Here is a 12,935-nt window from a genome sequence, read left to right as displayed (position 1 = left end):
TCGTCGTCGGGGTTCCGGGCATCGCCCGGGCCGTGCCTACTATGGTGCATAGAGCGCTACGACGCCAGATAGTAGACCGAGGCGGCCGGCACTCGCGCAGGCCGGCATCGGCGACGCACACCACCCCTGGGAGACGACCTCGTGACCTCACCGCGCCCCGACGCACCCCACCCGTCCCGCCGCTCGTGGACGGCGCCGGTCCTCATCGCGCTCGTCGCCCTCGCGCTCGTGGTCGTCGCGCTGACGCAGACCGGCCGTTCGCCGTCCGCGGCCGCCGGCACCGCGCCCGCTGCGGGGCAGGCTGGGCAGGACGACGGCGCGCAGGAGGACGGCGCGCCGGAGGACGGCCCGGCGGCGCGCGTCGTCGAGCCCGAGGACGAGCCCGAGATCGACCTGGCGCGCCGCGACCCCGCGGACCCGCTGGCCGTCGGGCCGGTCGACGCCCCGGTCGTGATGGTCGTCTACTCGGACTACCAGTGCCCCTTCTGCGCCGTGTGGTCGGACCGCACGCTCCCCGCGATGGAGCCGTACGTCGAGGCCGGTGACCTGCGCATCGAGTGGCGCGACATCGCGGTCTTCGGCCCCGACTCCGCCCGCGCCGCCCGGGCCGCCTACGCCGCCGGGCTGCAGGGCGGCTTCCTCGACTACCACCACGGGCTCTTCGCGGACGGCGAGAAGCGCTCCCGCGACGAGCTGAGCGAGGAGTCGCTCGTCGCGCTCGCCGACTCCCTCGGGCTCGACGCCGACCGCTTCGCCCAGGACCTGACCTCGGCCGAGGTCGACGCCGCCGTGCAGGTCAACGAGGACGAGGCGGCGGCGGTCGGCGCGTTCTCGACCCCCTCCTTCCTGGTGGGCGGCACGCCGCTCGTCGGGGCGCAGCCGACGGAGGTGTTCGTCACCGCCGTGGAGCAGGCGCTCGCGCGGGCGGCGGGCTGATGGAGGTCGGCTACCTCACCGCTCTCCTCGGCGGAGCCCTCGCGCTGCTCAGTCCCTGCGGTGCGCTCCTGCTGCCCGCGTTCTTCGCGGGCACGATCGGCGCCGGCCCGCGTCTCCTGGCCCACGGCACCGTCTTCTACCTCGGCCTCACCGTGACCCTCGTGCCCCTCGGCCTGGGTGCGGCGCTGCTCGGCGCGGCACTCACGCAGCACCGCGACATCCTCGTGGCGGTCACCGGCTGGCTCGTCATCGCCTTCGGTGTGATGCAGGCGCTCGGACGCGGCTTCGACCTGCGCCGTCTCGTCCCCGGCTCCGGCCGTCTCGAGGTGGCCGGACGCTCGCGCGACGGCCTGCCCCGCACCTTCCTCCTGGGAACGGTGTCGGGCGTCGCGGGCTTCTGCGCCGGGCCGATCCTCGGTGCCGTCCTGACCCTCGCGGCCGCGAGCGGCTCCGCGGTCCTGGGCGGGACGATGCTCGCCGTCTACGCGGCGGGGATGGTGCTGCCGCTCGTCGGCATCGCGTGGCTGTGGGCCCGCCGTGGCGCGAGCGTCGGACGGTCGTTCCTGCGAGGCCGTGAGGTCGCCGTCGGCCGCCTGCGGCTCCACAGCACGTCGCTCGTGACGGGTCTGCTGCTCGTCGCCGTGGGCGTCGTCTTCGTGACGACCAACGGCATGACGGCGGCCCCCGAGCTCGTCCCGACGCACGTTCAGGCGGACCTCCAGGAGCGCGTGGTCGCCTGGGGCGCCGCGGTGCCGGACGTCGTGACGGTGGGTGTCCTCGCGATCGGCGCCCTCGCGCTGTGGTGGCTCGTGCGCCGCCGCGCGACGACGAGCGCTCCCGAGCACGCCGAGGACCGCCCGTGAGGCGCCCGCCGGTGCGCGCCTCGACGTCCACCGCCGTCGTCTCCGCGGCCGTCGTGGTCGCCGGGTTGGCCGCCTGCACGGGACCGGGCGGGGCGCCGCCCGCGGTGACGGCCGCGGCGTCACCCGCCCCGCTCGAACCGCCGGTCGCGGGCGGGGAGCCGGCGCCGACGGCCGAGCCCGACCCGGGCATGCTCCCGTACGGGTACGTCGACCACGACGCGGTCGCACCGGGCTGGGTGGGTGCGCCGCTCGAGGCCGACGGCGTCTTCGTCGGCCCCGGCACCACGCCGGCGGGCGACGACGCCGTCATCGCCGTCGACTCCACGGGCACGGTCCTGTGGACGGCGAGCGGGCCCGACACGACGCGCGTGGACCTGACCCGCGCCGACGGGCGCGCGCTCGCCGTGCTGAGCGTGCCGACGGGCGGCACCGACTGGTCGGCCGCGGCGTACGACCTCGTCTCGGGTGAGCCCGTGTGGGGTCCGGTGAGGGTGCCCGGGGAGCCGGCCGGCCCGGGGCTCGTCGTCGGGACGGGCGCGGCGCGGGTGGCACTCGACGCCCGCACGGGCGCGACGGTCGACGCGCCCGCCGACGGCGTCGTGCTCGCGGAGCGCGCCGGCGTCGTCGTCAGCCGCAGCGGCACGGACCTCCGGGCGACGCACGACGGCGACCTCCGCTGGACCGTCGGCCCCGCGGAGCTGGACCTCCCGCCCGACGCGACCCCCGCCCTGGTCGCGGAGGCGACGCCACCGCCCGGGATGCTCGTGGTCGGCGCGGACGACGACGGCGGGCCGCGGACCGGGACGCTGGTGGCCCTGGACGACGGCGCGGTGGTCGCGACCGACGTGCGCGACGTCCGCGCGGACGCGGTGCTGGGTGGCGTCGTCGCGCTCGGCGACGGGACCCTGAGCGCCCACGCGGACGACGGGCCCGTGTGGTCGCGCGACGTGCCCGAGGGCGCGGAGCTCGCGGCGGTCGCCGGTGTCCTGGCGTACCTGCGGGTGGGCGACGAGGTGATGGTCGTCAACACGGCGACGGGTGCCGACGCGGTCGCCTACGACGCACCCGGCCCGGGCGGGCTCGCAGTACCCGCCGTCGTCGCCGCGACCGGCGCGGCGGCGATGCTCACCGACGAGTGGGTGCTCCTCACGACGTCGACCCCTGACGGGCGATGACCGCCGCCCGCTGACCGCCGCTGACGGCCACCGCTGACCGCCCGCTGACCGCCGCTGACGGCCGCCGCGCGTAGCATCCCGGGCGCAGCGCCCCGCCGGGGCGCCTCGGCGGACGAGGTGGCGGTCGTGGGTCCGGAGATCAGGTGGTGGGCGGTCGTCGCGGCGACCCGTCGGACGACGACGGGCTCGCTCGACCTGGGTTCGCCCGCATCATGACGCGCGCGACGAGGCCGTCACGCTGTCCGTGCAGCAGCGGGCTGACGTACGAGGAGTGCTGCGGCCCGTTCCACGCGGGCGCGTCGGCACCCACGGCCGAGGCGCTCATGCGGTCCCGGTTCAGCGCGTTCGCGGTCGGGGACGCCGAGCACCTGCTGCGCACGTGGCACCCGAGCACCCGGCCCACGGACCTGGTGCTCGACCCAGGGACGCGCTGGTACCGCCTCGACGTGCTGCGCACCGACCGCGGACGGCTCCTCGACGACGACGGCGTGGTCGAGTTCCGCGCCTTCCACCGGTCACCCGACGGCTCCGGGACGCTGCACGAGGTCAGCCGGTTCGTCCGGTCGGGGCGGCAGTGGCTCTACGTCGACGGGGACGTCGGCACGTCCTGACCCGCTCTTCCCTCCCCGCCCGCGCTCCCTCCCCCGCTCCCTCCCGCCCCTCCCCGCCGCGAGTTCGCGTGTCCTGGGTCGAGCTCGCGTTCCTCGGACGCGAACTCGGCACGGGATGCGCGAACTGGGCGAGGGGAAGCGGACGCGGGGCGGCGGGCGAGGGGTGGCGGGCGCGGGGTGGCGGGCGCAGGGCGACAGTGGGTCTTCGTCGACGGGGGCGGCGGCTGGGCGCGGCGGCGTCACGGCGCGACGGCGAGGTCTCCCGGTGCGAGCCGCACGTCGTCGCCGACGAGGCGCGCGCGGAATCCGTCGGGCTGCACCTCGACGTCGTCGAGCACCATGCCCTCGGGCAGCCCCTCGATCTGGTGCTCGATCGTCACGAGCTCGCGCACGACCGTGCCCAGGACGTCGGACAGGAACGCAGGTCCCCCGACGTCGATCGACGTCGGCTCGATGACGAGCCGCCCTCGCACCACCTCGACGGTCCCCGTCGCGGACACGTCCAGCCGACGGCCCAGCAGCTCCGCGCCGCGCGTGACCGTGGCCTGACCACGCGGCCCCGCCCCGACGACGACGCCGTCGCCGACCTGCTCGGCGACCAGGTCGAACGGCACCGTCGCGTCGAGCACCATCGACGCCGCCGTCAGCCCTTCCGGGCCGGTCCGGACGTCGACGCCGTCGGCGCGCACGTCGTGCAGGACGCCGTCGGCGGTCGCGAGCGCACCGGCCTCGAGCGCGACGTCGCCGAGCCACACCTCGCCGTCGGCGAGATCCGTCGGGGGCGCCGCCGCTCCTTCGCCGTCTCCGCTCGCGCCGGGCCTGACACCACCACCCGCCGACGACGACGCGGCGCCCGCGTCCCCCGCGGGCTCGCTCAGCAGGAGGAACGCGACGACGGCGAGCAGCACCAGGACGAGCAGCATGACGGCGGCTCCGACCAGACCGTCGAGAACGCGCCGTCGCTCCATGCCGGCCAGTCTGTCGTGGTCGCGCGACGGCGGCACGGCCTGGCGTGTCACCGAGTCGCCACGCCGCGACCAGGCGGCCCGCACACGGCATGCTCGGTCCCGTGACCACGACGACCCCCGACGCCGAGGCCCCCACCGCGACGTGGGCGAGGCTCGCGCCGGCCGTCGGGCTCTCGGCGTCGGCCGTGCTCATGTTCGGCCTGCACGTGCGACCGCTCGCCTACGTGGTGCTCGTGGCGAGCGTCGTCGCCGCGTTCCTCGTCGACCGCGGTCTCGGCAAGGACCTGTTCCTCATCGGCCTCGGCGTCGCGATCGTCAGCACGACGTCGATGGAGGCCGACGTCTCGTGGCCACGCTTCATCGCGATCGGCACGGCCCTCACGCTCGCGGTCGCCGTGCCGTTCCTCGTCGACCGCTTCGTGTTCCGACGACGCGCGATCCGGTTCCCGTGGCGGACCGGGAAGAGCTGGCCGACGATCGAGAAGGCCTACATCGTCGCGGTGCCGCTGCTGGGCTGGGCGATCCTGCCGTTCTACTTCATCCGGTCCGGCGCCTACCGGAACTGGCCCGAGATCACCGAGACCGACCAGCTCGCGCGGTTCTTCGTCGGTGTCAACGGGGTCGGCACGTGGGACGAGCTGTTCTTCATCTGCACGTGCTTCGCGCTGCTGCTGCGCCACTTCCCGTGGTGGCAGGCGAACCTGCTCCAGGCCGCGATCTTCGTGTCGTTCCTGTGGGAGCTCGGCTACCGCTCGTGGGGGCCGCTGCTGACGATCCCGTTCGCGCTGCTCCAGGGCCTGATCTTCAAGCACACCGGGTCGCTCACGCTCGTCCTGGTCGTGCACCTGCTGTTCGACGCGATCGTGTTCATGGCGATCGTGCACGTGAACGTGCCGTCGCTGTTCCCGATCTTCGTCTACTGACGTCGGGACGCGACCCTCCCCCGACCGCAGACGGTCACCGCACGGACGGCGCCTCGAGCAGCCGGCGCGCCGCGACCCCGATCGCCGCGCTGTACGTCGGGTACGCGAACTCGACCTTCGCGAGCGTTGCGACGTCGACCCCGGCCGCCATCGCCGTCGTCACCGACTGGATGACCTCGACCGCGTTCTCCCCGACGGCGTGCGCGCCGAGCAGGTACTCGCGACGCCGGTCGGCGACGAGCTTGAGGAAGCCCCGCGGCCGGTCGTCGATGACGGGCCGCTCGAGCTCGGCGAGCTCGACCAGCGCGACGACGCAGTGCTCGTCGCGCTCGCGCGCCTGGTCCTCGGTGAGGCCGACGTCGGCGTAGTCCGGGTCGGTGAAGCCGCCCGCGGGGAGCAGGTGGTGCGGCGTGCGGACCGTCGTGCCGAGGACGGCGTTGCGCGCCGCCGCCTCCGCCTCGGCGTTCGCGGCCTGGACCAGCATCGCGATGCCGTTCGCGTCGCCCGCGACGTAGACGTGGCCGACGTTCGTCGCGAGGTACTCGTCGACCGGGATGCGTCCCTTGCCCGCCTCGACGCCCGCGGCCTCGAGCCCGAGGTCCTCGATCGCGGCGGGCCAGCCCGTGCTCATGACCACCGCGTCGACGACGACGTGGTCGCTCCCCCCGCCGTCGCCCGCGCGCCAGCTCAGCCGGATCCCGTCGTCGACCCGCTCGAGCCCGTCGACCGTCTCGACGCCCACCTCGACGCGCACGCCCTGCTCGCGGAAGGCCTTCTCGACGTGCGCGGACACGTCGGCGTCGGTCTGAGCGAGGATCCGCGGCGCGACCTCGAGCAGCGTCACGTCGCTGCCGAACGCGTTGAAGATCGTCACGAGCTGCGCGCCCGTGTTGCCCGCACCGACGACGGCGACGCGGCGCGGCAGGTCGGGCAGGTCCAGGACGTCCTCGGGCATGGTCGCGAGCTCAGCGCCGGGCACGGGCAGCCGCCGCGAGTGCCCGCCGACGCACAGGATCACCCGCTCGGCGCGGACCCGCCGCACGTCGCCGTCGTCGGCGGCGGTCACGTCGAGCTCGTGCGGCGACACGAAGCGCGCGCGGCCCCGGAGCAGGTCGACGCCCGCCTCGGCGAAGCGGCCCGTGTCGTCCTTGGCGGCCCGGACCCGGTCGACCGTGGCCCGGACGCGCGCGACCGTGGTCGGCCAGTCGATGTGCTGCTCGGTCACCGAGATCCCGTACGCGTCGGCCGTGCGGACCTCGCGCATGAGCCGCGCGGTCTTGGCGAGCACGCGCGTGGGGACGCAGCCGGTGTTGACGCACGTGCCGCCCGTCGGGCCGGACTCGACGACGCCGACCCGGGCGCCGAGCTCCGCCGCGCGCAGCGCCGCCGCCGTCCCCGCGGGACCCGCACCGACCACGAGGACGTCGTAGGAGTCGATCATGCGCCCATGCTCCCGGCTCGCGGACCCGCCCGCGAGGCGGCCGGGCGATTTCTCCCGGCGAGTTCCGTGCGCAGCCTGGGCCCGAGGTCCGTGGCGGGGCGTCCACCGGCCCGCGAGCCTGGCGGTGGAGCCAGCGTCGACTCCGGCCCCCGTCACGGGGTGGCGACCGTCGCCGTCCGGAGCCGCGCTGCGCGAGACCGATGGAGGTCGGCGTGAGCGACGAGTCCGCGAACCGGGTCAGCGTGAGCGTCGACGGCCGCGAGCTCCGGCTGCGCGAGGACCTCACGATCCTGCGGGCGCTCGAGGCCGAGGGCGTGGACGTCCCGTCGCTGTGCCACGACGTGCGGCTCGAGCGCGCCAACGGCAACTGCGGCCTGTGCGTCGTCGAGGTCGGCCTCGGCGAGGACCGGCCGCGCGACGTCAAGGCGTGCGTCACGCCCGTCCGCGCGGGCATGAGCATCACGACGCGGTCGCCGCGCCTCGAGGCGTACCGCAAGGTCCGGCTCGAGCAGCTGCTGTGCGACCACAACGCCGACTGCATCGCGCCGTGCGTGAGCACGTGCCCCGCCTCGATCGACATCCAGACCTACCTGCGCCACGTCGCCGACGGGAACTACGAGGCCGCCGTTCGCGTGATCAAGGACCGCAACCCGTTCCCGTCGGTGTGCGGCCGCGTGTGCCCACACCCGTGCGAGGAGCAGTGCCGCCGCTCGCTCGTCGATGAGCCCGTCGCGATCAACGCGGTCAAGCGGTTCGCGGCCGACTGGGACATGGCGCGCGAGGAGCCGTGGACGCCGCGCGTGGGCGAGCCGACGGGGCGGCGCGTCGCCGTCGTCGGTGCGGGTCCGTCGGGCCTGGCCGCGGCGTACTACGCGGCGATCGCCGGGCACGCCGTGACGGTCTTCGAGAAGCAGGACCAGCCGGGCGGGATGCTGCGCTACGGCATCCCCGAGTACCGGCTCCCCAAGGCGACCCTCGACCGCGAGATCGGCGTCATCGAGTCGCTCGGGGTCGAGATCGTCACCGGGCGCGGCCTGGGCACGCACCTGCAGCTCGAGGACCTGCGCCGCGACTTCGACGCCGTGTACCTCGCGATCGGCTCCTGGCGGGCCACGCCCCTGCAGATCGACGGCGACCACCTCGACGGCGTGTGGCTCGGCATCCACTACCTCGAGGAGGTCACCAAGGGCACCGCGATCGACGTCGGCGACCGCGTCGTCGTCGTCGGCGGCGGGAACACCGCGATCGACTGCGCGCGCACCGCGCTGCGCCAGGGCGCCCGGCACGTCACGCTCGTCTACCGCCGGACGCGCGACGAGATGCCCGCCGAGCCGTTCGAGGTGCACGAGGCGCTCGCCGAGGGCGTCGAGATGCTGTTCCTCGCCGCGCCGAGCCGGATCACCGCTGCCGACGACGGGCTCCGCCTGCACTGCCTGCGGATGGAGCTCGGCGAGCCCGACCGGTCCGGCCGGCGCCGGCCCGTGCCCGTCGCGGGCAGCGAGTTCTCGGTCGGCGCGGACACGGTCATCGGCGCGATCGGCCAGGCCACCGACACCGCCTTCCTCTACAACGACCTGCCGCTGCGCCTCAACGCGTGGGGCGACGTCGACGTCGACGGCCGGACCATGGAGTCCTCCGAGCGCAAGGTGTTCGCCGGTGGCGACTGCGTGACCGGACCCGCGACCGTCGTCCAGGCGGTCGCGGCGGGGCGGCGGGCCGCGGCGGCGATCGACGACCTCCTCACGCGGGGCTACGTGCGCCCGGGCGAGGAGGACTACTCGTGCAGCCGCGGGACGCTCGAGGACCTCCCGCGTGACGCGCACGCCGACGTCGTGCGCGTCGCACGCGTGACGCCGCCGTCGCTGCCGGTCGAGGACCGCGTCGGCTTCGCCGAGGTCGAGCACCCGCTCACCGCGGAGCAGGCGCGGGCCGAGGCGTCGCGCTGCCTCGCGTGCGGGTGCGCGAAGCAGGACCACTGCTCGCTCCGCGACGAGGCCACGGCCCACGGCGTGACCTTCGGGCCGACGCTGCACGTGCGGCCGTGGACGCCGCTCGTGCGGGACCACCCGTTCATCGTGCGCGACCACAACAAGTGCATCTCGTGCGGGCGCTGCGTCGCGGCGTGCGCCGAGATCGAGGGGCCGGGCGTCCTCGCGTTCCAGCTCGAGAACGGGCGCCTCACCGTCGGGACGCGCAGCGGGCTGCCGCTCAGCGAGACCGACTGCATCTCGTGCGGGCAGTGCGTGCGCGCGTGCCCGTGCGGGGCGCTCGACTACGTCCGCGAGCGCGGCGACGTGTTCACCGCGATCAACGACCCGGACACCGTCGTCGTCGGCTTCGTGGCGCCCGCGGTGCGGACGGTGATCGCCGCGGAGTACGGCGTCCCGGCCGTCGAGGCGTCGGCGTTCGTCGCCGGGATGATGAAGCGCGTCGGCTTCGACAAGGTGTTCGACGTCGCGTTCGCGGCCGACCTCACGGTCATCGAGGAGACGACGGAGTTCCTCGGCCGGGTCCGCGGCGGCGGCGTGCTGCCGCAGCTCACGTCGTGCTGCCCGGGCTGGGTCGCGTGGGTCGAGCGGCGGTGGCCGGACCTCATCCCCCACCTGTCGAGCTGCCGGTCACCCCAGCAGATGATGGGCGCGACCGTGCGGAACCACGTCGCGCGGCACGACGGCCTCGAGGGCCGGCGCGTCTTCGTCGTGTCGGTCATGCCGTGCATGGCCAAGAAGGCCGAGGCGGCACGGCCCGAGTTCGCGCCCGACGGCGTGCGCGACGTCGACGCGGTGCTGACCACGACCGAGCTGCTCGAGATGGTGCAGATGCTGCGCCTCGAGCCCGAGGACCTCGTCCCGGCCGAGTTCGACGCGCCCTACGCGCGCACGACGGGCGCGGGGATGCTGTTCGGCGCGTCGGGCGGCGTGGCCGAGGCGGCGCTGCGGATGGCGCTCGAGGAGCTCACGGGCGAGCGCCCCGAGTCGGTCGACCTCCACGAGGTCCGCGGGCTCGAGGGCTTCAAGGAGGCGACCGTCACGGCGGGCGGCACGACGGTGCGGGTCGCCGTCGTCTCGGGCCTGCGGAACGTCGAGGACCTCGCGCAGCGCATCACCGCGGGCGAGGACGTCGGGTACGACCTCATCGAGGTCATGGCGTGCCCGGGCGGCTGCATCAACGGGGCCGGCCAGCCCGTGCCGCGCCAGGTCGGGCAGGTCGCCGCGCGGCAGCAGGTGCTGCTCGACATCGACGAGGCGTCGGTGTGCCGCACCTCGCCCGGGAACACCGACCTCCTGCGGCTGTACGACGACCTCTACGGCACGCCCAACTCCGAGACCGCACACCGTCTGCTGCACACGACGTACGCGCCCGTGCGGCGCTGAGGGGGACCACCGTGGACCGACGACGTGCGCACGACCGACCCGGGGCCCCGGCCGCCCTCGCGACCGCGCTCGCGCTGACGGCGCTGCTCGCGGCCTGCGCGACGACCGCGCCCGCCACCTCCCCGGCCGCCCCCGCCGCGGCGTCGTCGGCGGACCCCGCGCGCTCGGCCGACGACGACGCCGCGCGCGTCGACGCGCCGACCGTCCGGGTCGCGTCGCTCAAGGGCCCGACGACCATGGGCCTGGTCGGGCTCATGGACGACGACGCGCACGGGCGCGCGGCGCAGGACTACGAGCTCACGATGCACGGGACGCCCGACGAGGTCGTGCCGCTCGTCGTCCAGGGCGCCGTCGACGTCGCGCTCGTGCCCGCGAACCTCGCGAGCGTGCTGCACCACCGCACGCTGACCGACGACGGGCCCCAGGTGCAGGTCGCGGCGGTCACGACCCTCGGGACGTTCGAGGTCGTCGAGCACGGCGGCACGGTCGACGACCTCGCCGACCTGGCGGGCCGCACGGTGTACAGCTCGGGCAAGGGCGCGTCGCCCGAGTACGTGCTGGACCACCTGCTGCGCGGCGCGGGGCTCGAGCCCGGCGTCGACGTCACGGTCGAGTACCGCAGCGAGCACACCGAGGTCGCCGCGCTCGTCGCGAGCCGGCCGGGCGCGATCGGCGTGCTGCCGCAGCCGTTCGCGACAGCGGCGATCGCGCAGAGCCCCGCGCTGCGGACGGCGGTCCGCCTCGCCGACGTGTGGGAGGCGGTCGAGGGCACGCCCATGGTCACGGGTGTCGTCGTCGTGCGGACCGCGTTCGCGCACGAGCACCCGGACGCGCTCAGCACCTTCCTGGCCGACCTTCAGGCGTCGACGGCCCTGACGAACGCCGACCCGGCGACCGCGGCGGTCCTCGTCGCGGACGCCGGGATCCTCGGCTCGGTAGCCGTCGCGGAGGCGGCGATCCCCGTGTCCGGCATCACCTACCTCGACGGCGCGGAGATGCGGTCCGCGCTCGACGCGTACCTGCGGGTCCTGGCCGCCGCGGACCCGGCCTCGGTCGGCGGGAGCGTGCCCGATGAGCTCTACGTCGACCCGTGACGGCGGCGGCGGCCGGCCCGTCCACGCCGCACGTCGCGGCGGGCGGCCTCACGCGCGGGCAGCCGCGGCGGGGCGGGCAGCCGCGGCGGGGCGCCCCGCCTGGGCGGGTGCGGCGGGGCGTGCGTCCCTCGTCGCGGCGTTCTGGCTCGGGGTGTGGCAGGTCGCGAGCCTCGTGGTGGGGCACGCGCTGCTCCTCGCGTCGCCGGTCGACGTCGTCGCGCGGCTCGGCGTGCTCGCGACGACGGGCGAGTTCTGGCTGACCGTCGCGCACACGCTCGCGCGCGTCGCCGTCGGGTTCGGGCTCGGCGTCGTCGTCGGGACGGCCGGGGCCGCGGTCGCGTCGACGTCGCGCGTGGTCGACGCGCTCACGGCGCCACTGATGTCGGCGATCCGCAGCGTGCCCGTCGTCGGGATCGTCGTGCTGCTGCTCCTGTGGGCGGACAGCGCGCGTCTCGCGGCGGTCGTGAGCTTCCTCATGGTGCTGCCGATCGTGTGGACGAGCGTCCGCGAGGGGGTCCGGCAGCGCGACCGGGCGCTGCTCGAGGTCGCCGAGGTGTTCCGCGTCCCGCTCGTGCGGCGGCTCGCCGCGGTCGACCTGCCCGCGGTGCTGCCGCACCTCGCGGCCGCGTGCTCGATCGGCATCGGGCTCGCGTGGAAGAGCGGCGTCGCGGCCGAGGTGATCGGCATGCCCGACGGCAGCGTCGGCGAGCAGATGCAGCAGGCGCGCGTGCTGCTCAGCAGCGCCGACCTGCTCGCGTGGACGGTCGTCGTCGTCGTGGCCGCGCGCGTGAGCGAGCTCGCGGTGCGTGCGCTGCTACGGCGGGTAGGTGGAGCGCGGACGCCGGGGTCGCGCCCGGGTGATCCCGGGTCGCCCGCCCCGCGGACGGGAGGCGGACCGTGATCGCGCTGCGGGGGGTCCGGGTCCGCTACGGGGCGCACGTCGTCCTCGACGGGTTCGACCTCGAGCTGCCCGACGGGTCGATCACCGCGCTGACCGGGCCCAACGGCTCGGGCAAGACGACGGTCGCGCGCGTGCTGCTGGGGCTCGTCCGGCCCGACCGCGGCGTCGTCGTCGGGACCGCGGGCCTGCGCCGCGCCGCGGTGTTCCAGGAGGACCGCCTGTGCACCAGGCTCTCGGCGGTCGACAACGTACGGCTCGTGCTCGGGTCGGCGCGCGACGCGGCGGCCGGGCGTGCCGCGCTGGACGCGCTCGCCGCGGTCGGGCTCTCCGGGCGCGACGTCGTCGTACCCGTGCGGGACCTGTCGGGCGGGCAGCGGCGACGCGTCGCGATCGCGCGTGCCCTGGCGGTCGACGCCGACCTCGTCGTGCTCGACGAGCCGTTCACCGGCCTCGACGCCGACGTGCGGCCGCTCCTGACGGAGCGCGTCCGCGAGCGCTGCCACGGCCGGACCACGCTGCTCGTGACGCACGACCCGGACGACGTCGCGCGCGTCGGGGCGCGGCCGGTCGCGCTGCGGAGCGCGGCCCCGGTCCCGGTCGGCGTCGGCACGGGCCGAGGTGGGCCGGCCGCGGACGTAGGCTCGTGACC

11 protein-coding genes are annotated in these 12,935 nt (G+C 75.5%); 9 read left to right on the top strand and 2 right to left on the bottom strand.

All coding sequences use genetic code 11. The features are described from left to right. The first annotated feature begins 141 nt into the window (after nucleotides 1-141). The 4 genes from IEV86_RS10815 (at nucleotide 142) to IEV86_RS10800 (ending at nucleotide 3,585) form a co-directional block, all read left to right on the top strand. Complete coding sequence (locus IEV86_RS10815; protein WP_043603235.1) at nucleotides 142-936, top strand: DsbA family protein; 795 nt, start codon at nucleotides 142-144, stop codon at nucleotides 934-936. Next, on the top strand, nucleotides 936-1,799 hold the full coding sequence (locus IEV86_RS10810) for a cytochrome c biogenesis CcdA family protein (RefSeq protein ID WP_043603233.1): 864 nt from the start codon (nucleotides 936-938) through the stop codon (nucleotides 1,797-1,799). Before IEV86_RS10815 ends, IEV86_RS10810 begins: the two co-directional genes overlap by 1 nt. Continuing rightward, complete coding sequence (locus IEV86_RS10805) at nucleotides 1,796-2,974, top strand: hypothetical protein (RefSeq protein WP_152605551.1); 1,179 nt, start codon at nucleotides 1,796-1,798, stop codon at nucleotides 2,972-2,974. Before IEV86_RS10810 ends, IEV86_RS10805 begins: the two co-directional genes overlap by 4 nt. A 212-nt stretch (nucleotides 2,975-3,186) precedes the next feature. After that, nucleotides 3,187-3,585, top strand: coding sequence for a YchJ family protein (locus IEV86_RS10800; protein WP_043603338.1), 399 nt, complete (start codon nucleotides 3,187-3,189; stop codon nucleotides 3,583-3,585). Between the two features lie 239 nt (nucleotides 3,586-3,824). Here the strand turns inward: IEV86_RS10800 and IEV86_RS10795 are convergent, their stop codons facing one another. Next, nucleotides 3,825-4,553 (bottom strand): LmeA family phospholipid-binding protein, encoded by a 729-nt coding sequence (locus IEV86_RS10795; RefSeq protein ID WP_043603229.1) that lies wholly within the window; start codon nucleotides 4,551-4,553, stop codon nucleotides 3,825-3,827. A gap of 101 nt (nucleotides 4,554-4,654) precedes the next feature. On the opposite strand from IEV86_RS10795, the gene IEV86_RS10790 reads away from it, so the two are divergent. Further along, nucleotides 4,655-5,476 (top strand): CPBP family glutamic-type intramembrane protease, encoded by an 822-nt coding sequence (locus IEV86_RS10790; RefSeq protein WP_043603336.1) that lies wholly within the window; start codon nucleotides 4,655-4,657, stop codon nucleotides 5,474-5,476. A gap of 34 nt (nucleotides 5,477-5,510) precedes the next feature. Here the strand turns inward: IEV86_RS10790 and IEV86_RS10785 are convergent, their stop codons facing one another. Continuing rightward, on the bottom strand, nucleotides 5,511-6,917 hold the full coding sequence (locus IEV86_RS10785) for a dihydrolipoyl dehydrogenase family protein (RefSeq protein WP_043603226.1): 1,407 nt from the start codon (nucleotides 6,915-6,917) through the stop codon (nucleotides 5,511-5,513). A 212-nt stretch (nucleotides 6,918-7,129) separates the two neighbouring features. On the opposite strand from IEV86_RS10785, the gene IEV86_RS18200 reads away from it, so the two are divergent. From IEV86_RS18200 to IEV86_RS10765, 4 genes are read left to right on the top strand one after another with little or no spacing between them, the layout of a single operon-like run. Further along, the gene (locus tag IEV86_RS18200) at nucleotides 7,130-10,291 is read left to right on the top strand and encodes an NAD(P)-binding protein (protein ID WP_272913598.1); all 3,162 of its coding nucleotides are present in this window, start codon (nucleotides 7,130-7,132) and stop codon (nucleotides 10,289-10,291) included. Between the two features lie 11 nt (nucleotides 10,292-10,302). Continuing rightward, entirely contained in the window at nucleotides 10,303-11,385 is a 1,083-nt protein-coding gene (locus IEV86_RS10775) for an ABC transporter substrate-binding protein (RefSeq protein ID WP_052425887.1), read from the top strand. Continuing rightward, nucleotides 11,363-12,286, top strand: coding sequence for an ABC transporter permease (locus IEV86_RS10770; protein ID WP_188484666.1), 924 nt, complete (start codon nucleotides 11,363-11,365; stop codon nucleotides 12,284-12,286). The genes IEV86_RS10775 and IEV86_RS10770 overlap by 23 nt, the downstream gene beginning before the upstream one ends. Then, complete coding sequence (locus IEV86_RS10765) at nucleotides 12,283-12,933, top strand: ABC transporter ATP-binding protein (RefSeq protein ID WP_081978896.1); 651 nt, start codon at nucleotides 12,283-12,285, stop codon at nucleotides 12,931-12,933. Before IEV86_RS10770 ends, IEV86_RS10765 begins: the two co-directional genes overlap by 4 nt. The last annotated feature ends 2 nt before the right edge of the window (nucleotides 12,934-12,935 follow it).

Origin of the sequence: Cellulomonas carbonis, assembly GCF_014636275.1 — a bacterium.
Classification (GTDB): domain Bacteria; phylum Actinomycetota; class Actinomycetes; order Actinomycetales; family Cellulomonadaceae; genus Actinotalea; species Actinotalea carbonis.
Note: the sequence above shows the minus strand (reverse complement) of the source record. Positions and strands in the feature narration are given on the sequence as shown.

Coding starts and splice junctions, on each gene's coding strand:
- IEV86_RS10810 (WP_043603233.1), top strand. CDS start 936: ATGGAGGTCGGCTACCTCACCGCTCTCCTCGGCGGAGCCCTCGCGCTG.
- IEV86_RS10800 (WP_043603338.1), top strand. CDS start 3,187: ATGACGCGCGCGACGAGGCCGTCACGCTGTCCGTGCAGCAGCGGGCTG.
- IEV86_RS10795 (WP_043603229.1), bottom strand. CDS start 4,553: ATGGAGCGACGGCGCGTTCTCGACGGTCTGGTCGGAGCCGCCGTCATG.
- IEV86_RS10785 (WP_043603226.1), bottom strand. CDS start 6,917: ATGATCGACTCCTACGACGTCCTCGTGGTCGGTGCGGGTCCCGCGGGG.
- IEV86_RS10770 (WP_188484666.1), top strand. CDS start 11,363: ATGAGCTCTACGTCGACCCGTGACGGCGGCGGCGGCCGGCCCGTCCAC.